Genomic DNA, 19,247 nt, shown 5'->3' with positions numbered 1-19,247 from the left:
CAAACTCTCTGCGGTCTCTGTGGCTATGGGTTACTTCAGGTCGCGAATCAATTGCATGAACTCGCGCCACTCTTCCTCAAAAAAATGCACGGTGACGTTGTTCAACTCGATGTGATAGGTGGTTTCGCCGTCGGGCTCTTCGGCGCGCCATGCCATGAAGTTATCGGTTTCGGCGAGCGTTTCGGTTTGAGGTTCGCCGTGGTGGTTGTTGTTCATTGTTTTGCTCCTTGGGGATTTCGATCATCGGGACTTCTTGCGGTCCGAATTTCGATTTGAAAAATTTGGTAACGCGGCCGATCAGGTCTGGCTCCGTATCTTTTTGTTTGTCGTCTTCCGCCGGGAATGGGTCGAGGTCGAACATCTTGCGCGTGATGTATCTGCCCAGTAGCATGACTGTGGCAAGCAACGGCGCGGCGATCACCACGCCGATGATCCCCAGCAGGTTGGCGAAGATCAGCGCGGTGACCAACACCGCGGCGGGGTGCACCTTGAGCGCCCGCGCCATGATGCGCGGCGTGATGAGATTGTCGATGATATTGTCTATGGCTGAGGTGACAACAAGCACGATGACGGTATACCAGAGCGGCTCCAACCCAAAGGGTTTGGCAAGCTGGAAGTACGTGACCAGGGCGATGGTTGTGGAGGTGATGAGCGGTCCGATGTAGGGCAGGAACTTTGCCAGCCCCGCCATGAATGCCAACCCGATGGCGTACTTCACGCCCAGGATCGAGAAGAGGATGGTAAATACCACCGCGGCAAGCGCGAAGATGAAGAACTGCCCGCGCAGGAAGGCGTTCCAGATGCGGCTAAGTTCACTGCCCAGCCGGCGGAAATCCTCGTTGTAGCCGGGCACATCCACTTTGATCAAGTCGCTTTGCAAGCCGCTGGATTCCGCCATCACAAAATAGGAAACCAGCAGGATGAAGAACGTCCAGCCCAAGATCCCCGCCGCGCCGCCCGCGATTGTGCCTAGCAGGTTACCCGTTTGCCCGAGAAGCGGTTGCACGTAGGCAAGCAACCGCTGGCTGATGTCTTGCAAATCGACAGTGTGCATATCCAATTTGAATGGACCGATCTCAAAGACTCGCCCGGAAAGATCGCTGATGAAGCCGGGCAGATTCGCGAGGATATCCTGCACCGATGCGACCAGGCTTTGGATTTGCCCCACCAGCCCCACGCCGCCCAGCGTGAGCAGGCTTACGAGGAGGATCAGGAGCGCAAGAAACAGAAGGTTCACAGACGCCTTCCACGAAATGCGCAGGTTTTTTGAAATGAAGGAGGTGATCGGGTGCAGGAGATACGCAAAAATAAAGATGATCAGCAACGGCGTGATCAAGTTGGAGAAACGGGTGATCAAAAAGGTCACAATGCCGAGGATCACCAGCCCAGCCAGTAATTTTGTGGTTGACCCCCAGCGCGGGGAGGATGCAGAGTCTTGTGCCATGAGTTGTTCTCCAAGTGGATGCCCCTATTCTAGCCAAGAGAAGATGCTTTGGCAACGGTAAAAAAAGACTTCGGATGCCTGTTAGACATCCGAAGTCTCTATGGGTTTTACAATGGTTTTGGCTTAGCACCCGCCCAGGAACGGCAGGAAGGTGCACCACAGGAAGTTGGCATCGATATACCAAAGGATGCCGCCGCACACGCAAATCACCATCAATGCGCCGACGGCGATGATGATCGGGGTCAAGTTGGTTTTCTTCGCCGGCGCGGGCTCCATGACCGGGCTGGCTGGCACGTTCCCCGCGTATTGCGCGGGCGGAGGAGGCGGCGTCACCGGTCGTGACGCCGAAGGAACCGCCGCGGCGCGCGGAGAAGCAATCGTAGCGGCAGGATCGAACGTGGATGATTCAAACACCAACACGATCTGCTCGCCGAACGAAACCACCTCGCCCGCCTTCAACACGCGCGGACCCGCCAACCGCTGACCGTTCACAAACGTCCCGTTGGTCGAGCCGAGATCCTCCAACACGAATTTGCCGCCTTGAAACGTCAGGCGCGCATGACGGCGCGACACTTCCGCGTCGTTGATCGTGACCTCGTTGGTCGAATCGCGCCCGATGGTGAGTTGATCGCCCTCGAGGGCAAACACCGCGCCGGGGGTGGGACCTGTCCGCATGATGAGTTGGTACTGAGCCATGAGTTTTTCTCCTCGCTTCCGAAGTGTACAAGGTTCAAGAAAAAAAGTCAAACCCTGTTTATTAAAGCGTTATACTTGGAACAGGACGAATTGTATGCCAACAAGTTACCCTCGAGGCAGAAAATAACGGACGTGAAATGAACGAACGCAAATTGCCCATCCCTGAATTTTTCGATGCCGATAAAGTGGACACAGTTTGGAGAATTCCCTACGAAGAACGCGCCAAGCAAGCGCGGGACTGGGCGCGTCTGCACGCCCTTACATCTGCTTCAGTTTCCTCGACGCGTACTCACCTTCTGCTGATCGACGCGCAAAACACCTTCTGCATCCCCGAGTTCGAACTCTACGTCGGCGGTCGCAGTGGGCGCGGCGCCGTGGACGATAACATTCGCTTGTGCGAATTCATCTATCGCAACCTCGCGAACATCACCCACATCACCGCCACCATGGACACGCACCAGACGATGCAAATTTTTCACGCGATCTTTTTCGTGGATTCAGATGGCAATCACCCCACCCCGTACAGCGACATTCATGTCGCCAAACTACGCGATGGTACATGGAAATTCAACCCCGCCCTCGCCGATGAATTCAACCTCGCCCCCGAATACGGACAGCAAATGTTGATCCACTACGCCGAAGAGTTGGAGAAGAAAGGCAAATACGCGCTTACCGTCTGGCCCTATCACGCCATGCTCGGTGGAATCGGTCACGCGCTGGTCTCGTCTGTTGAAGAGGCATTGTTCTTCCATTCGATTGCGCGCAACACGCAATATGAAATCGCGATGAAGGGCGATAAACCCTTCACCGAAAACTACTCCGCGATCGGTCCCGAAGTGCTGACGGGTCCCATGGGCGAGACTCTTGGCACGCATAACCCAAAATTTATCCAGCAACTTCAACAAGTGGATAAACTCATCATCGCGGGTCAAGCCAAGAGTCACTGCGTCGCATGGACGGTGCAAGACCTGCTCAACGACATCCAAGCCACGGACTCATCCCTTGCGAAGAAAGTCTATCTGCTCGAAGATTGCTCCTCGCCCGTCGTCGTCCCCAACGTGGTAGACCACACCAACGCGGCAGACGCGGCATACGCGCGTTTTGCTGAGGCAGGCATGAACGTTGTGAAGTCGGTGGATGAGTTCTTGTCGTAAACAAGGAAACAAGTAGACAGGTAAGCACGTAGTAACTTGTAACCCACATCAGCCTCCAATCTCCAGTCTCTAATCTCAATCCTCCAATTCTCTAATTCTCCCAATTCTCCACCCCTCCTCAATTACCACTTACCAATTACTCCCCTCCCCCCATGACCATCTTCAACCTCTCCCGCCTCACCAACGACACCTTCAAACTCGATATCGAACGCATGCGCCGCGGCTGGTACTCGGACAAATATTTCGAGAACATCGGGCGGATGCTCACCGCGCTCGCCTCAGAAAAATATATCTATTCCGGTCAAAAGCATAATTTGCCTGTCGATGTTTCCGCGAAGAACATCGAAGTTGGCGACATCGAAGTGGAGATGCAATGGTTCACGCGCCGACTTGGCAACACGATCGTTGTCGGCATTGATAAATCGCTGGCGATGCTCCGTCATTGTACGGGGTATTGGGATGGCGATACTTTTGTAGACACGTCAGACAAACTCGAAGTGTGGGCGGTCCACGATGGGACGGTGGTCAAATCGGATGGCAACCCGTTGAACGCGGAGCCTGTTATCAAGGTGCGCGGGCGGTATCGCGATTTCGCGTTGCTTGAAACGCCGTCGCTGGGCGTGTTGACTCGTTCGAGTCGCGTGGCAACCAATGTCTACGAAACGCTGACCGCCGCGCGCGGCAAGCCAGTCCTATTTTTCCCTGCGCGGTTCGATCTGCACGAAGTCCAAGCCGCGGATGGATACGCCTACAATATCGCCATCAAACGCTTCAATGCAGATCACTCGCACGAGATCAGTTCATATGTTTCGACCGACGCGCAAGGCGATTGGTGGGGCGGCGCGGGCGGCGGAACGGTCGCGCACGCGGCGATCGCATCCTTCCTCGGCGACACAGCGGAAGCGATGATGCAATTCTCGCGCATCCTGCCTGCTGGCATCCCGCGCATTGCGCTGGTGGACTTCAACAACGATTCGGTGGGCGATACTCAGCGTGTGATGGAAAAAATGTTTGCGAAGTATAAAGAGTTGTGCGACCTCGGCGATGAAGCGGAAGCCTCGAAATATATTTTGTACGGAGTCCGTTTGGACACGAGTGGAACTTTGCGCGATGTGTCTGTCGAACCGCTGGGCGACCCCGCGCTCGATCTGGGAGTGAACCCGCGGCTGGTGTTCAACGTCCGTCAGGGGTTGGATTCGGCTTGGGAAAACTGGAGCATACCCCCCGTCTGGAAAGACGCGGCGCGTGAGTATTGTCGCAATGTCAAGATCGTCGTCTCGGGCGGGTTCGCTCCCGAGAAGATCCGCAAGTTCGAGAAGTTGGGAGTCCCTGCCGATATTTACGCGGTGGGTTCGTGGCTATTCAACAACAACGGCGGCACCGTGACGGATTTCACCGCCGACGTGGTGCGCGTGAAACTTCACGGCGAATGGGTGGACATGGCAAAGATCGGGCGAAGACCTTTGGCGAATGAAAATTTGGAACGCGTATGGTGAGGGGAATTTATTCTGCGAACATTTCAGCCAAAAGCGCAAGGACTTCTTTTTGTGTCGTTGTGCTAATCTGTCCCAGGCGCTTCACGAGACGAACTTTATCCACCGTGCGAATCTGGTCGAGAACGATCTGACCTCGCTTGCCTTGAAATGCGCATGCGACTCGAGTGGGGTATGCGTGACCGCGCGTTGTCATCGGCGCGATAATCACCGTGGAAATGTGCTCGTTCATTTCATTGGGTGAAACGATCAGGCAGGGGCGAGTCTTTTTGATCTCCCTGCCTTTGGTGGGGTCGAGACTGACAAGATAGACTTCGAATCGTTTGACTACCATACCCATTCGCTTCTATCCCACTTTGTTTGCGTCGGTTTATCGAGCAACTGATCGTCGCCTTGTTCCGCCATGGCGCGGAATTGCTCAGCCCAGCCGTTGCGCGGACGCGAAATAGAACGAATGACGATCGTCCCTCGTTGGACGGCGATCTCTACTTCGTTGCCGAGGCGCGTTTGATCGATGAAGGGTTTGGGGATGCGAACACCGCGCGAATTGCCGATCTTCACTACCTGGGTTCTAATGGAGTTCATAACTGCCTTTCCTGTTGTGTAAGCACATTGTACTTACGGAACGGAAATCGGTCAAATGCGAGAACGGGGAAATGGAACCTGCGTTTTTTACAAAGATTTTACAGCGGGGTAATTGCCTTTTCAAGGAATCCCTTTACACTTGGCGCAAGGAGTTGATATGACCCTCACCCGCCGCGATTTTCTCAAAATGTCTGGCATGTTCGCCGCATGGACCGCGCTCGCCTCCTGCGCGCCGAACGAGATGATGACGCACACACCGACAGCCGCGCCTGTCGGGACTGCGTTCCCAACCCTGCCGCCTCAACCGCTCGATGATGAAGCCTTGCTCGTTCACACGTTGAAGCGAATGACATTTGGCGCCACGCCCGCGATGATCGAGAAAGCGAAACGCATCGGACTCTCCGCATTCATCGAAGAACAACTTTTCCCCGAATCGATTCCCGATGACGCGACCGATAAGATGATGGATCAGTTCACCACATTCAGCATGACTCCTGCTGAGCGATTCAGATTGGAGAAAAAAGGCTTGCCCGTGCAGGAGTTGATCACAGCAACTCTGCTCCGCCAGCGATACAGCGAACGTCAACTCTTTGAAACGATGGTGGATTTTTGGGGAAATCACTTCAGCATCTACATTGCGAAGAACGCATGTAAAACTTTAAAGACCGATGACGACCTCAAGACCATCCGCCCGAACGCGTTTGCAAAATTCAGTGACCTGTTACACGCTTCCGCGCATAGCCCCGCCATGTTGGTCTTTCTCGATCAGGCGACCAGCATCGGCACAGCGCCGAATGAAAATTATGCGCGCGAGTTAATGGAATTACACAGCATCGGTGTGGACTCGGGATACTCGCATCATGATGTCGAAGAGGTGGCGCGCGCCCTCACAGGCTGGACGGTGGTTAGTCCGCGCGATCGAAAAAAGGAACCTGGCACGTACTTCTTCAATCCTGAGATTCACAACAGTGGAGAAAAACATGTTCTCGGCATGATGATCTCCTCTGGCGGCGAAGACGAGGGCATGATGATCCTCGATATGCTGGCGAGTCATCCCAGCGCGGCGAAGTTCATCAGCCATAAACTGGCGGTGCGATTCATTTCCGATTCACCCTCACCTGAAGTTGTGGACTCGCTCGCGCAAGTCTTTACCCAAACTGACGGTGATGTCCGTTCGCTTCTGCGCGCGATCGTTCAATCCGATTCGTTCAAGTCATCGGCGGGACAAAAATTCAAGAAGCCGTTGGACTTCTTCATTTCGACTTTGCGGCTCACCGATGCAACTCTGACAGTCAACGGGCGCAATGGACGCAAGATTCAAGAACATCTGCGCCTGCTCGGGCAGGTTCCGTTCACGTGGTCGCCGCCCAACGGTTTCCCCGACAACGAAGAATATTGGTCAACAACGAGCGGCTTGCTCGACCGTTGGAACTTCGGCTTGCTCCTCACCTCGAATCAGATCCGCGGCATGGAAGTGGACTTGAAAAATTTGACCCGCGACGCCGCCTCTGCCGAAGATGTTGTTGACGTGTTGAGCCTGCAATTCCTCGGTCAACGTTTGCCCGATAATGCCCGCGCGATTCTTGTTGACTTCGCATCTTCGGGTGATCTCGATAAAGATATTCCCTCCATCGCGGGCTTGATCCTCGGCTCGCCGCATTTTCAGATGAGGTAAGTGATGTTATGCAGTAGCAAACCATCCACGAATACTCACGAATAAACGAATAGGCGCGTCGCCATTCGAGAATTCGTGGCTTTATTCGTGGACGGTAGTCACTCTCACAAAAAATATTTCACGATCAGGAGCGTTCTTGCGTAACATCAGATGAGATAACTCACCTTGCGGAGAAATCGTGAGACCCCAAAGGGGTCAAATGATTATAGTAATGAAGGATGTATCACATTCAACCCCGAAGGGGTGTCAGTGCGTCAAAGAAATGTCATCTGTCGCCACGGCGCCACGCGACGCTTCGGGATTTGAATCCACAATCGCTATTTTCTATAACATTGCCATCCCTTCGGGATTAGAACGGGCATGTATTGAGGTAAGTTGGTCGTGCAAAGATCAGCCATAGAGGACACCGAGAGCATTGAGTTCCAAATTCTTTTCTCAGAGAACTCTGTGGCTAAGAATCACACAAAGGACAACGAATGAACACACAAATTTCACGCAGAGATTTTCTCAAACTCGCTGGCAGTTTCGCGGTCGCGCCCGCGCTCCCCGCATGGATGCCGCGCATGGCGTTCGCGCCGCAAGGCGTCCAGCCTGCTGGCGACATCCTCGTCGTCGTTTTCCAACGCGGCGGCATGGACGGCATCAGCGCGGTCATCCCGCACGGCGACCCGCATTATTACGAGAATCGTTCCGCGCTCGCGATCCCCGAACCCGAAGATGGAAGCGACAAAACTGGAATTGACCTCGATGGATTTTTCGGACTGCATCCCTCGCTTCGTCCGCTCAAAGATCTTTGGGATGAAAAGACGCTCGCCCTCGTCCATGCGGTTGGTTCGCCCGACCCGACTCACTCTCACTTCGACGCCATGGACTACATGGAGCGCGGCACGCCAGGCGAGAAATCAATTCCCACAGGCTGGATCGGTCGCCACTTGCAGACAGCCCCCTGGCAGAATGAATCGCCCTTCCGCGCGATCGGCATGGGAGGCGTGATGCAAGCCGCCCTGCGCGGACCGATCCCCGTCACGACTCTCAAATCCATTTCGGATTTTCACTTGCAGGGTGATGTTTCTCAACTGACGGAGATCCGCGCAAGACTCGAGTCGTTATATAACCTTGGCTCGTCGCTGGATGGGGACGCGGTGGAAACTTTTAACGCGGTGAACATTCTCGACAAGATTGACGTAAACAATTACACGCCTTCGGGCGGGGCGGCATACCCCGAAACGGAATTCGGCATGGCGATGAAACAAGTCGCGCAAATTGCCAAAGCCGAGATCGGACTCGAAGTCGCGTGCGTGGACATCGGCGGCTGGGACACGCACAACCAGCAGGGACAACTCGAAGGCGAATTGCCCACGTTGCTCAACGAATTTTCATCGGGCTTGGCTTCGCTGTATCACGATCTCGGCGATAGGGCAAAGAACGTGACCATCGTGACGATGTCTGAGTTTGGGCGGCGCGTGAAAGAAAACGCCTCCGACGGCACCGATCACGGACACGGCAACTGCATGTTCGTCCTCGGCGGCGGCGTGAACGGCGGAAAAGTTTATGGTCAATGGCCTGGTCTCGCGCCAGAGAATCTGTATGAAGGCATAGACCTCAACATCACCACCGATTACCGCGATGTGTTGGGAGAAGTTGTCGAAAAACGATTGAAGAATCCCGCGCTGGTTGATGTGTTCCCCATGTATACTGATTGGAAGAATCTTGGGGTCGTGCAGGGATAACAAGAGCATCTTTCACCGCCAAGTTCGCCAAGCACGCAAAGATTTAAAAAGTTCTTCTTGGCGAACTTCGCGCGCTTAGCGGTTAAAGAACTTACTTTTCATCATCCAAACCTCCCCGTCACGTAATCCTCCGTCTTCTTCTGCTTCGGCGCGGTGAAGAGTAATCGTGTGGTTGTCGTAAGAGAACGCGCCCTACACAGAATACGAGGTTATTTTCTCAAAGTTCATCAGGAGAGAGGGGAGAGGGATTTGAGTACCTCACCCCCGATTCCCTTGAGCAATCGGCTCATCCGTTAGCCTCTCTCTCAAGGGAGTTCAGGGTGGCGAGTCCTTTTCTGCGTGATGACGATGATGAATTTCCAAGTCAACGGTTTGTTTGAGGATGGTTTTTAGCTTCTCCCCCTGGAGGAGACGGAGGAGGGTTTTGAGACCTCACCCCGATTCGCTTGAATAATCGGCGCGCCCTTTTCCCCCTTCGAGCAGCGCTCTAAGAAATTATCTCAAAAGGCATTCTGAGCCAATCTGCGAAACCAAAGCATAGCGCAGGCAAACTGAAGCAGGGCGAGATAGTTTTTCGCTTTCTTTTCGTAACGGATCAACAAGCCGCGACACTTGGATAACCATGCTAACGTTCTTTCCACCACCCATCGTCGAGCAGGATGCTTTTTTTACCCCTGCTCAACTTCTCTTCACCAATACGGCGAACATGCCCCGTATAGCGGTGCTTCTCTATCGCCGCCTTGCCTGTTGGGTTGTCATAGCCTTTGTCCAAACAAAGATGTTGAGGCTTTGCTTTCGTTACTTTCGGTCGTTCCACCACAATGGCTTCAATCGTTTTGTCCAACAACTTCGTATCGTGAACATTTGCCCCCGCGACAATAATCGCAAGCGGCCCGCCCAACCGATCCGTCAAAAGGCTCTTTTTCGAGCCGTTTTTGCCTCGATCTGTCGGGTTGGCTCCAATTTCATCGCCTCCCGAACGAGCCTTGCCCAGCGTGCCATCCGCGGCTTGCCATTCCCAATCCACCAGCCCCAGTTCTTCACATTCCTCCAGCAACAATGCCCAAAGCTTGGGAAACAAATCGATTTCCACCCAATGTTGGAACGTTCGATGAATTGTAGAATCATCGCCATACACGCGTGGAATGTGATTCCATTGACACCCCGTGCGCATCCGAAAAATCAAGGCATCCAAAACATTGCGCGGATGGATGCGCGGTCTGCCCGTTTCTTTGGGTGGGTCAAATTCCAAGATGAGCGGTTCCATGCGCTTCCATAATTCATCGGGAACCTCCCAGATAGTGGGTAGTGGCGTCTTTTTCTTCATCGTTGGGTTTCCTTTGTTGGCACTGAAATTATATGCCCTCAAAGAGTTTTGAGATAGTTACTAAGGGCTCCAAACTTGTCCTGAGCCTGTCGAAGGGTGGAGAGGAAGTAGTGACGGATTCTTTACTGTGGGATGGCGAAGCAAGATTCCAAGCCTCTGAGTGATTCAATCCATCGGCTTTCTGTTTGGCGTAATTTACGGGTTTGTTAGCTTACTATTTTAAAAGTTGCATCAAGTAGATTGGTTTTACAATATTACTACTCGTGGTAGTTTATTCAAAAGGAGAAAACCATTATGTTCGCAAAACGAATTGTATTCTCTCTGTTGGTCATCAGCCTCCTCCTTGCTGGTTGCGGAGTGGCAAAACCCAAGACCTATACGGTTGGGGTGATCATGGAGTTGGCGTGGCTGGCGCCTGCCTACGATGGGTTCAAAACCTCAATGACCGAACTGGGCTATGTGGAAGGAGAGAACATTACCTACGTCTATAATGAAGAAGTGACAGGAGGCGACCAGGCGGCGTTCGATGCTGAAGCAAAAAGACTGGTGGAACAGAACGTGGACCTGATCTTTACGATTGGAACCCTGCCCACCAAAGCCGCCAAATCAGCCGTGGAAGGAACAGACATCCCGGTTGTGTTCGACCCGGTCATCAATCCAGTGGAAGAAGGCGTAGTGCAAAGCGTCGCCAATCCTGGCGGCAATGTGACCGGCATCCAAGTGGTGAACCGGGCAGATAAAGCCTTGGAGTGGGCGCTCAAGGTTATGCCGGAGACCCAATATGTTTATATTCCCTACAACCCTGATGATCCGTTTATCGTAATGGTCATGCAAAGCCTCTTTGACGGAATCCCACAACAGGGAGTGGAGTTGCTACCCGCCAGCGCGGTGACCACCCCAGAAAAGATGGCCGCGGCGGTGGAAACCCTGCCGGATGATACGATTATTTTCATCGGACTGCTTTCGGCAAACCTCGAAGCCGGCTTGGATATGCTTGTCGCGCAAGCCGACCAATACGATGTCCCCATCTTCGCCACTGGGCGCGGCGGAGATACAACATTCCCAATCACCGACTACACCACCACATTTTCCGGTCAAGCCGAACAGGGCGCCCAAATCGTAGACCGAATTTTCAAAGGCGCAAAGCCAGCCAACACACCGGTGGAAACGGCTGAATACTATCTCTTCGTCAACCTCAAAGCCGCCCAGGCGTACGGTGTCGAAGTATCCGACGATATTTTGAAGCAGGCAAACAGCATCACTCGTTGACCGTAGCCCGCGTTGTTGACTTACTTCGCTTCACTCCCAGCCGATGGTTGATCCCAACCATCGGCTTTTTGTTGCGTCTCGACTGAAGCAGGGAAAGTTTGCATTTCTTCGCCGTAGGCGCGTTTCCACTATTGAATTTGGAATGTTTATAAACTTTATCGGTTATGATTTCATTTTGTTTTGACTTTTCGCAAAAACATCGAATTTCCATTGAAATTGAGGTCTGAATATGATAAAAAATTCCAAGAACATGATGTTAGACCGCGTGGATAAATCGCTCTTGCGCGCGCTTCAAGCGGACGGGCGTTTGAGCAACGTCCAATTGGCGAAGAAGATCAGTTTATCGCCGCCCGCCACCCATTCCCGTTTGAAGCGGTTGGAGAAAGACGGCTACGTCCGCCAGTACGCCGCCATCGTGGATCGAGAAAAGGCTGGCTACGATCTGCTCTGCTTCATCCACATCAGTTTGCAAATGCACAAAGTGGAGCAAGTGGAAAAATTCCGCGAAGCCACGCGGCGGATGCCCGAAGTGCTGGAGTGTCATCACATCACGGGCGAGCATGATTATTTGTTGAAGGTCGTCCTGAAAAATCGCAAAGACCTGGAGCGTTTCGTGGTGGACAAGATCACCCCGATCCCAGGCGTGGCGCGGATTCAAACCAGCCTCGTCCTGACCGAAGTCAAAGCCACGATGGCGCTCCCGTTGGAATAAATTTTCAACCACGAAACTTGTAGTTTATAACCCGCCGCGCACAAGATTTCAAGAATGCGTCAGGCTAAAAGCCTGACCTACTTCGGACCCTTTGTGGTCAATCAAAAATTCAAGGAGAACATTTCATGACCAATCCAACGCCAAAGACCATGGGGCAACAATTCGGACGCCGCTCGTGGGCGGAACCCTGGAAGATCAAGATGGTGGAGCCGCTCACCGTCACCACCCGCGAAGAACGCGAGCAAGCCTTGCTCGAAGCGGGCTTCAACACCTTCCTGCTCAAATCGAAAGACGTATACATTGACTTGTTAACCGACAGCGGCACAGGCGCGATGAGCGACCGTCAGTGGGCGGGCATGATGCTCGGCGATGAAGCCTATGCGGGGAGCAGAAACTTCTATCACCTCGAAGAGGCGATCCAAAAATACTACGGCTATAAATATATCGTCCCCACCCATCAAGGGCGCGGCGCGGAACATCTCATCAGCCAGACGGTCATCAAAAAAGGGCAGATCGTGCCGGGCAACATGTACTTCACCACCACGCGTTTGCATCAAGAATTGGCGGGCGGCGTGTTCTACGATGTCATCATTGACGAAGCGCACGACCCCACAAGTTTGAAACCGTTCAAGGGCAACATTGATCTCAACAAAGTGCAGGCGCTGATTGATAAACACGGCGCGGATAATATCGCCTACATCAGCGTCGCTGGCACGGTCAATATGGCGGGCGGTCAACCCGTGAGTATGGAGAATATCAAAGCCTTGCGCGCGCTGTGCAACCAACACGGAATCAAAGTGTATCTCGACGCGACGCGCATGTTGGAAAACGCCTACTTCATTCAACAACGCGAAGAAGGCTATGCTAATAAGACCATCGCGCAAATTCTCAAAGAGTTTTGCAGTTACACCGACGCGGCGTGGATGAGCGCCAAAAAAGATAACCTCGTCAACATCGGCGGCTGGCTGGCGATCAACGATTACGAGATTTTTGAAGAACTCCGCAATTTGGTCGTTGTCTACGAAGGTCTGCACACCTACGGCGGACAAGCGGGACGCGACATGGAAGCGCTCGCCATCGGCATCGAAGAATCGGTCAACGACGACCACATCCGCACGCGCATCGGTCAGGTTTTGTACCTCGGTGAATTGCTCACGGAGTGGAACATCCCCATCGTTCAACCGATTGGCGGACACGCGATCTTCCTCGACGCGAAAGCGTTCTACCCGCACCTCAAACAAATTGAATTTCCATCCCAAACCCTCGCGGCGGAACTCTACCTCGATTCGGGCATCCGCTCGATGGAGCGCGGCATCGCCTCGGCGGGGCGCGACCCGAAGACGGGCGATCATTACTACCCCAAACTTGAGTTGACCCGCCTCACCATTCCGCGCCGCGTCTACACCCAAGCCCACATGGATGTCGTCGCTGAATCGGTCAAAGCCGTGTACGACCAACGCGAATCGACTCGCGGCTTGAAGATGGTCTACGAGCCGAAGTATCTGCGCTTCTTCCAGGCAAAATTTGAACGGCTTTAGCGCTTGAAATCAAAAGGTCATTGAGAATTTTCTCAATGACCTTTTGATCTCGCGAGTAGCCGCTATCGGAAATAATTCTTCGGATGCGGATTTGTTTTTTTTCAGCATCCATCCGCGTTCATCTGCGTCCCATAAAAGAACTTGGGCTTATTGATTTTCTCAATGTAATTTCTGCTTTGCAAAATATAAAAGCAAAACAGAATAAATTTGATGGAAGCCCAGCAGCGCGCGGAATCCGAAATCCAGACTCACGCTTCTCTTCGCAGGGACAACTGCCGACCCGAAGTAGAGTTTTGTCGCCGCCCCAACCTGGTCCACCATCAGCCATGAGCGCGTGCGAGTCATAAAATCGCACATCAGTAATTCGTGAGCGCCTCGCGCTTCGACAGTCCACGCCGCGAAAGAATCGATTTCAGCGTTCGCTAGTCGCCTCGCCTGTAAATCGGTGGATGGTTTATTGACAAGCGCTTTCAAAATCAAACGCTCTGTTTTGAAAAGCCAGGTTGTGTAAAACACCAAAATAAATTCAGGGAAGGAAACTTGCTTGTCAATCGTTGTAGTGTAACAATCTACGTAATTTCCATTTATCGAATACTTTTCAAGCAATGAGTTTTCAGGCGGCGGGCATTTTTCAATGGATGGCATGTTTGTTCAGCCGAAATGGCTTCAACTTGAAAAACTTTTCAAAAAATTTGTCACGATCCGCTGAAATTCTTCAGGGTGATCCATGTTGGGCAGGTGTGCCGCGTCTTCCATTTTCACTTTTTTCACGGAAGGAATATGCTCTGCCATATAGTCTGCCGCTCCCTGAATATACGGGACGTCATGCGCGCCGACGATCACCAGAACGGGAATCGTGAGGTTTGCCAAGCGATCAAACGCCAGAGTTTCCGTGTTCGGTAAGCGTTTGCCACGTTTCAGCGCTTCATACGCCAGCGCCTTCCGATTCATTTCATATAGCAATGTGCGCATTGCTTGATTCACTTGTTCGGACGTTCGATCCATGCCATCGAACCAGATCTGCGTTTCGATCTCACAGACAAGATCAAGATCGCCTGCCTCGAACGCTTTCTCTGCTTCGGCAAATTTCGCGGGCGTTGGCGCATCTAACTCCAAGCCGCTGGGACCTGAGCCAACCATGATCAACGCTTTGACTCTGGATGGATGCGTTAGCGCAAAATCCATCGCCAAGCCTCCGCCCATCGAACAGCCCATCATAATCAGTGGCTCGTGAATTCCAAGAGCATCAAGCGCCGCGACCAAATCACCCATGTGATTAAACTCGCCGTCAACGGGTTCGCTTTTCCCATAGCCGCGCATATCGTGGCGCAGAACCTGATACTTGTGTGCAAAAAATGCGAACTCGTTATTCCACTGGCGACTGTCCGCCACGCCAGCATGGATCATCACAAACGGCAACCCACTGCCAGCCGTTTCGTAATAAATCTGCGCGTTGCCGTTTTTCACAAAGCCAGAATTGAATTGCGGAGCGGTCACGTTATTGTCCAACCATTGGACTGATCAATTGAAAGAGATTTCCATCGGGATCAGCCAACGTGGCGATCCATCCGCCGCCCATATCGTATGGCTCTTTGACAACGGTTCCGCCAATGGACTTGATCCGCTCAAATTCCTCTCGGACCTGTTCTGTCTCGAAATTGATCATCACCCGCCCTGGGTCTTTGGCTCTGCCGCCCATCTCCGAATGCTCCAGCACGGACATGAATGCGCCGCCCACTTGCCATCCCCAAAAACCATGTTCTGCGTCCAGCATGTCCGCTGGCTTGCCTAAAACTTTTTCGTAAAATGCGGCTAATACTTGCGGTTGAGTCGTTCCGATCATTACCGAGTTGAGATTTAACATGTGTCACAGCCTTTCTGTTTGGAGGGGAATGGTAGACTTCTTGCATAAGTGAGTTTTGTTGAGCCACAGAGACCTTTGAGAAATGCTCTTTTTCTCCATGTTCTCTGTGGTGAAGGGCCTTTCGCAAGAAACCCATCGTGTTTCATTGTAGAACATATATTCTGATTTGGCAAGATGGAAATAGACTTCCAAAATGGATTATATTCAGAACATGATCCTCGTTACTGGCGCAAGTGGCAAGACAGGCAAGGCAATAACCAAGGCGCTTTCAAAAGTTGACAGCATATGCGCGTTTGTCCATCGCGAAGAACAGGTCGCTGTTTTGAAATCCCTCGGCGCGGTGAAGGTCATCGTCGGCGATCTGCGCCATCAGGTAGACATTCGGTCCGCGATGCGAGGCGCGCGGGCGGTCTATCACATTTGCCCGAACATGAGTCCCAGTGAAACGGTAATTGGTAAATCGGTAATCGATGAGGCAAAGAAAGCAAGTGTGGAGCATTTCGTCTATCACTCGGTTTTGCGCCCGCAAATCGAAGCGATGAATCATCACTGGCAAAAGATGCGCGTGGAGGAGTCGCTTTTCGAGTCGGGACTTCCCTTCACTATTTTGCAACCTGCTCCGTACATGCAAAATCTTCTGGCGGGATGGAAGCGCACTATGGGTGAAGGAGTTTTGCGCGTGCCATATTCCGTAGAATCTAAATTCAGTTTTGTGGATCTGGAAAATGTGGCTGAGGTAGCGAGAATCGTTTTGACCCAGCCTGATCATACAAACGCCATTTACGAATTGGCAGGGACAATGCCCACGTCGCATGTTGAGGCGGCGGAAACCTTCAGTCAAGTCCTGAGGCGAGATGTGAAGGCTGAGATCATGACGATTGAAGACTGGAAACTTGGAATAGCGGGATTGAGCGATTATGCTTTGGAGAATCTGGTTAAGATGTTCGAGTATTACGATAGGCGGGGCTTGATGGGGAACCCAAATGTGCTGACATGGATTTTGCGAAGAGAACCGAATTCTTTAGAATCCTTTGCGGAAAGAGTTATGAAGGAACATTACGCAGAGAATTAATGCTGTTTCTTTTTCGAGAGAAATCAGAGAAACGGCATCCGAAGATGGTACAACCTTGTTTTTTGATAAACTTCAGGAAAGGTATAGTTGCTCGTTTTGGAGAGCAAGGCGGCTATGCAGGTTGTTGGTGTATGTTCTGGAGGCTAGATCGTGCAGACTTTAAAAAATTGCGCGGCGGGGGCACAAAAGAGATACTTCTTCAAATGGCTGAAAAAAATCAACAAGCAGGGTTGCTCACCTGCCTCGCAGGAAACCTGTTGAAAGGTTCGCTCATTTCTCCAGCACCACCAGCAACCGCGTCGCAAACAGGGATGGGAACAGGTCGAGAAATTTTTCCAGTGATTTTACAGCCGAATACATCCCTGTCGGGTACAGTTGCGGACCTGAGTACCCGCCCGAGGCGGCGTACGCCAGCGCCGAGAGGCGGATGGTTTTGACGCTTTTCCATGCCGTGAGTTGGGAACGATATTTCTTTCCAACGAAGATGCGCGTGGCATTTCCCTGCGCGGCGTAATAATCCAAATGTTCGGGCGACCAATCTGCGGGGGCGAGCCACTCGATTTTTTTCGTGATGGCAATCGACTCGACGTGGAACGCGCCGTACACGAGCAGTCCCAGCAGGCTCATGCACGGTTCGAGCAGGATGATCCGTCCGCCAGGGCGGAGGACGCGATGAAGTTCGATCAACGCGGTGCCAGGGTATTTCAGGTGATGAAACACATCGGTCGAGATCAGGTCGGAAATTGATTCGTCCTCAAACGACAGTTTGTACGCGTTTTCGATCTGGTCGATCCACGGAAAGGGGAATAACTCGGTGGTGATGCAGTTGGGAATCACATCGCGGATGTGTCCCATGCCCGAGCCGAGTTCGACGATCTTTGAATCGGACAATCCGCTCAACTGCGTCGCCGCGATTCGATACATGTCTTGATACGCCGTTCGCAGAATCGGCTTGCGATTCCATAACTCGTGATTTTTGTTTATCAAATCCTGATGTAAATTAATTCCCATGATTGATTTCTTTGTAAGTGGTGTGTGATCTCTTGTGACCCCGAAGGCGGTGCGTTGAGCCTGTCGAAACGGGTCAAATGATTATAGATGGTTGTGTGAGTGGTTGATAAACCCCGAAGGGGTGATATTCTTTTCCACGTGTGTCATCCCTTCGGGATTTGGGAATCGGAATGCTTGATTCTATAATCGTCACATCCCTTCGGGATTTTTTGTTTCAAACAAATTTTATCCGTCTTGCCGCAAAAGCGACCATGCGCAGTAACAACAAACCGTGTTTCCAGCGCGAGATATTGGTCGAGCCGTATGTCCGTTCGCGGTAACGGATGGGGAGGTCAACGATTTTCAAATTCAATTTTGCCGCGCCAAAGATCAAGTCATAGTCGCCGAACGGATCGAAATCGCCGAAGTACGAACGGTTCGCAGCGATGCGTTCGTAATCGTCTTTCCACAACACTTTTGTTCCGCACAACGTATCTTTGATGGGCTGACCCAACAACCACGAGAACGCGAGACTAAAAAATTTATTGCCGAAAAAATTCAACGTCTGCATCGCTTCTTTTTCCATCGGGTACACCAGCCGCACGCCGTTGATGAATTCGCCCTTGCCCGAAACGAGCGCCTCATAGAAACGCGGCAGGTCTTCGGGCGGCACCGTCAGGTCGGCATCGAGGATCATCAGCACATCGCCAGTGGCTTTGGCGTAGCCGAGTCGCACCGCGTCCGCTTTGCCGATGCCCGACTGTTGGAGAATCAGGCTGGGGGTGGATGGATGCGCTTTCACTTCCCGCTGGATTGCCGCGTACGTGTCATCCTTCGAATGTCCCTCGACGAAGACGAGTTCTGTCGCGCGCCCCATTTTGGGAGTCCGTTCGAAAATAGATTTGATGTTGCCCGATTCATTCCGCGCGGGGACGATGACCGACACCGTCGGCTCTTGTGCGCGTTGGATGGTTGGTCGCGCCACCACGAAGTTCGACAACGCGAGATGATGCAGGGGCCACAGCCGCACGAGAAATTTATTCGCCAGCCCGCCCAACGGAAGCGGAAAAAGAATCTCTTGCGTGATCTGCACTGGCTCGAACCCCGCGAGGCGCATCAACCCACGGATGTCTTCGCGCGTCAACCAGTTTTGATAGAGGTTGCGCGTGGCAAGGTTGAGACTTTGCGCGATGCCCAGCGGCAATTGCCAAAGCCTGCTGTAAAAGTTAAGGAGGATGCGCGTGCGCGGCGTGCAAAGTTTTTTAATTTCTTGAAAGACGCGTTGCACATCCCACAAATCATTGACGAGGTCGGAGAGGATAATGATGTCGAATGTTTCGTTGATCGCCGAGAGATCGTGCGCGTCGGCTTCGATGAATTCGATGTTCGGATGTTTTACTTTGGCGCGGCGGATCATCTCAGGCGAAAAGTCCACGCCCACGCCTCGCGCGGGATTCAACACGCCGAGCAGTTTCCCGTCCGCGCAACCGATCTCGATCACGCTCAGGTTCGGCGCGATGTGAAAGCGATAGATCTCCGCCAGCCGCTGGTGATACCACCTGCCCATGCCGCGCCACGAATCCGTTTTGCGCGCGATGGAGTCCCAGTGGGAGATGCGAGATTGTTGGTAGGCGACGCCTGACGCGTCGAAGGAGGGAGAGGATTTCATGTCGGTTTTGAATATGGTAACTGACCTCA

The 19,247-nt window shown here is 52.6% G+C and carries 18 protein-coding genes and 1 pseudogene; 8 read left to right on the top strand and 11 right to left on the bottom strand.

Going from position 1 to position 19,247, the window contains the following annotated elements; genetic code table 11:
- Window positions 1-30: 30 nt before the first annotated feature.
- The 3 genes from IPM31_04265 to IPM31_04255 form a co-directional block, all read right to left on the bottom strand.
- Complete coding sequence (locus IPM31_04265; protein ID MBK9006189.1) at window positions 31-216, bottom strand: hypothetical protein; 186 nt, start codon at window positions 214-216, stop codon at window positions 31-33.
- Window positions 161-1,444: an AI-2E family transporter gene (locus IPM31_04260; GenBank protein MBK9006188.1), complete on the bottom strand. Its 1,284-nt coding sequence runs from the start codon at window positions 1,442-1,444 to the stop codon at window positions 161-163. Before IPM31_04260 ends, IPM31_04265 begins: the two co-directional genes overlap by 56 nt.
- 123 nt (window positions 1,445-1,567) lie before the next feature.
- Window positions 1,568-2,140 (bottom strand): FHA domain-containing protein, encoded by a 573-nt coding sequence (locus tag IPM31_04255; protein MBK9006187.1) that lies wholly within the window; start codon window positions 2,138-2,140, stop codon window positions 1,568-1,570.
- Window positions 2,141-2,277: 137 nt separating this feature from the next.
- Between IPM31_04255 and IPM31_04250 the strand changes: the two genes are divergently transcribed.
- Both IPM31_04250 and IPM31_04245 read left to right on the top strand, forming a co-directional pair.
- On the top strand, window positions 2,278-3,294 hold the full coding sequence (locus IPM31_04250; protein MBK9006186.1) for an isochorismatase: 1,017 nt from the start codon (window positions 2,278-2,280) through the stop codon (window positions 3,292-3,294).
- A gap of 152 nt (window positions 3,295-3,446) precedes the next feature.
- Window positions 3,447-4,790 carry a nicotinate phosphoribosyltransferase gene (locus IPM31_04245; GenBank protein MBK9006185.1) on the top strand — a complete coding sequence of 448 codons (1,344 nt, stop codon included), beginning with the start codon at window positions 3,447-3,449 and terminating at the stop codon, window positions 4,788-4,790.
- Between the two features lie 7 nt (window positions 4,791-4,797).
- Here IPM31_04245 and IPM31_04240 read toward each other — a convergent pair whose 3' ends face one another.
- On the bottom strand, window positions 4,798-5,127 hold the full coding sequence (locus IPM31_04240) for a type II toxin-antitoxin system PemK/MazF family toxin (protein MBK9006184.1): 330 nt from the start codon (window positions 5,125-5,127) through the stop codon (window positions 4,798-4,800).
- Complete coding sequence (locus IPM31_04235; protein MBK9006183.1) at window positions 5,115-5,363, bottom strand: AbrB/MazE/SpoVT family DNA-binding domain-containing protein; 249 nt, start codon at window positions 5,361-5,363, stop codon at window positions 5,115-5,117. Before IPM31_04235 ends, IPM31_04240 begins: the two co-directional genes overlap by 13 nt.
- A gap of 166 nt (window positions 5,364-5,529) precedes the next feature.
- Between IPM31_04235 and IPM31_04230 the strand changes: the two genes are divergently transcribed.
- Both IPM31_04230 and IPM31_04225 read left to right on the top strand, forming a co-directional pair.
- A complete protein-coding gene (locus IPM31_04230; GenBank protein ID MBK9006182.1) occupies window positions 5,530-7,047 on the top strand; it encodes a DUF1800 family protein in 1,518 nt (505 codons plus the stop codon).
- Between the two features lie 476 nt (window positions 7,048-7,523).
- Window positions 7,524-8,777, top strand: a complete 1,254-nt coding sequence (locus IPM31_04225) for a DUF1501 domain-containing protein (protein ID MBK9006181.1) — start codon at window positions 7,524-7,526, stop codon at window positions 8,775-8,777.
- Between the two features lie 500 nt (window positions 8,778-9,277).
- On the opposite strand, the pseudogene IPM31_04220 reads toward IPM31_04225, so the two are convergent.
- A pseudogene (locus IPM31_04220) lies at window positions 9,278-10,104 on the bottom strand (IS5 family transposase).
- A gap of 294 nt (window positions 10,105-10,398) precedes the next feature.
- Here IPM31_04220 and IPM31_04215 point away from each other — a divergent pair.
- From IPM31_04215 to IPM31_04205, 3 genes are all read left to right on the top strand, one after another.
- Complete coding sequence (locus IPM31_04215) at window positions 10,399-11,373, top strand: ABC transporter substrate-binding protein (protein ID MBK9006180.1); 975 nt, start codon at window positions 10,399-10,401, stop codon at window positions 11,371-11,373.
- A gap of 229 nt (window positions 11,374-11,602) precedes the next feature.
- Window positions 11,603-12,085 (top strand): Lrp/AsnC family transcriptional regulator, encoded by a 483-nt coding sequence (locus IPM31_04210; GenBank protein MBK9006179.1) that lies wholly within the window; start codon window positions 11,603-11,605, stop codon window positions 12,083-12,085.
- Window positions 12,086-12,210: 125 nt separating this feature from the next.
- On the top strand, window positions 12,211-13,623 hold the full coding sequence (locus IPM31_04205) for a tyrosine phenol-lyase (protein ID MBK9006178.1): 1,413 nt from the start codon (window positions 12,211-12,213) through the stop codon (window positions 13,621-13,623).
- Between the two features lie 159 nt (window positions 13,624-13,782).
- On the opposite strand, the gene IPM31_04200 is transcribed toward IPM31_04205, so the two are convergent.
- The 3 genes from IPM31_04200 to IPM31_04190 are packed head-to-tail and all read right to left on the bottom strand — an operon-like array spanning window position 13,783 to window position 15,487.
- A complete protein-coding gene (locus IPM31_04200; protein MBK9006177.1) occupies window positions 13,783-14,229 on the bottom strand; it encodes a hypothetical protein in 447 nt (148 codons plus the stop codon).
- 60 nt (window positions 14,230-14,289) lie between these two features.
- Window positions 14,290-15,120, bottom strand: a complete 831-nt coding sequence (locus tag IPM31_04195; protein MBK9006176.1) for an alpha/beta hydrolase — start codon at window positions 15,118-15,120, stop codon at window positions 14,290-14,292.
- Window position 15,121: 1 nt separating this feature from the next.
- On the bottom strand, window positions 15,122-15,487 hold the full coding sequence (locus tag IPM31_04190) for a VOC family protein (GenBank protein MBK9006175.1): 366 nt from the start codon (window positions 15,485-15,487) through the stop codon (window positions 15,122-15,124).
- A gap of 193 nt (window positions 15,488-15,680) precedes the next feature.
- On the opposite strand from IPM31_04190, the gene IPM31_04185 reads away from it, so the two are divergent.
- On the top strand, window positions 15,681-16,559 hold the full coding sequence (locus IPM31_04185; GenBank protein MBK9006174.1) for an NmrA family NAD(P)-binding protein: 879 nt from the start codon (window positions 15,681-15,683) through the stop codon (window positions 16,557-16,559).
- A gap of 270 nt (window positions 16,560-16,829) precedes the next feature.
- On the opposite strand, the gene IPM31_04180 is transcribed toward IPM31_04185, so the two are convergent.
- Together IPM31_04180 and IPM31_04175 are read right to left on the bottom strand one after the other, a co-directional pair.
- On the bottom strand, window positions 16,830-17,570 hold the full coding sequence (locus IPM31_04180; GenBank protein MBK9006173.1) for a class I SAM-dependent methyltransferase: 741 nt from the start codon (window positions 17,568-17,570) through the stop codon (window positions 16,830-16,832).
- Between the two features lie 214 nt (window positions 17,571-17,784).
- Complete coding sequence (locus tag IPM31_04175; protein ID MBK9006172.1) at window positions 17,785-19,218, bottom strand: glycosyltransferase; 1,434 nt, start codon at window positions 19,216-19,218, stop codon at window positions 17,785-17,787.
- Window positions 19,219-19,247 lie beyond the last annotated feature (29 nt).

Origin of the sequence: Candidatus Defluviilinea gracilis (assembly GCA_016716235.1) — a bacterium.
Classification (GTDB): Bacteria; Chloroflexota; Anaerolineae; order Anaerolineales; family Villigracilaceae; genus Defluviilinea; species Defluviilinea gracilis.
This window is presented reverse-complemented; position numbering and strand designations above follow the sequence as displayed.

Bases quoted from the DNA above. Each gene is read 5' to 3' on its own strand.
- IPM31_04245 (MBK9006185.1), top strand. From the start codon at position 3,447: ATGACCATCTTCAACCTCTCCCGCCTCACCAACGACACCTTCAAACTC.
- IPM31_04250 (MBK9006186.1), top strand. From the start codon at position 2,278: ATGAACGAACGCAAATTGCCCATCCCTGAATTTTTCGATGCCGATAAA.
- IPM31_04190 (MBK9006175.1), bottom strand. From the start codon at position 15,487: ATGTTAAATCTCAACTCGGTAATGATCGGAACGACTCAACCGCAAGTA.
- IPM31_04185 (MBK9006174.1), top strand. From the start codon at position 15,681: ATGGATTATATTCAGAACATGATCCTCGTTACTGGCGCAAGTGGCAAG.
- IPM31_04215 (MBK9006180.1), top strand. From the start codon at position 10,399: ATGTTCGCAAAACGAATTGTATTCTCTCTGTTGGTCATCAGCCTCCTC.
- IPM31_04205 (MBK9006178.1), top strand. From the start codon at position 12,211: ATGACCAATCCAACGCCAAAGACCATGGGGCAACAATTCGGACGCCGC.
- IPM31_04265 (MBK9006189.1), bottom strand. From the start codon at position 216: ATGAACAACAACCACCACGGCGAACCTCAAACCGAAACGCTCGCCGAA.
- IPM31_04180 (MBK9006173.1), bottom strand. From the start codon at position 17,570: ATGGGAATTAATTTACATCAGGATTTGATAAACAAAAATCACGAGTTA.
- IPM31_04225 (MBK9006181.1), top strand. From the start codon at position 7,524: ATGAACACACAAATTTCACGCAGAGATTTTCTCAAACTCGCTGGCAGT.
- IPM31_04240 (MBK9006184.1), bottom strand. From the start codon at position 5,127: ATGGGTATGGTAGTCAAACGATTCGAAGTCTATCTTGTCAGTCTCGAC.
- IPM31_04175 (MBK9006172.1), bottom strand. From the start codon at position 19,218: ATGAAATCCTCTCCCTCCTTCGACGCGTCAGGCGTCGCCTACCAACAA.
- IPM31_04210 (MBK9006179.1), top strand. From the start codon at position 11,603: ATGATAAAAAATTCCAAGAACATGATGTTAGACCGCGTGGATAAATCG.
- IPM31_04255 (MBK9006187.1), bottom strand. From the start codon at position 2,140: ATGGCTCAGTACCAACTCATCATGCGGACAGGTCCCACCCCCGGCGCG.
- IPM31_04260 (MBK9006188.1), bottom strand. From the start codon at position 1,444: ATGGCACAAGACTCTGCATCCTCCCCGCGCTGGGGGTCAACCACAAAA.
- IPM31_04230 (MBK9006182.1), top strand. From the start codon at position 5,530: ATGACCCTCACCCGCCGCGATTTTCTCAAAATGTCTGGCATGTTCGCC.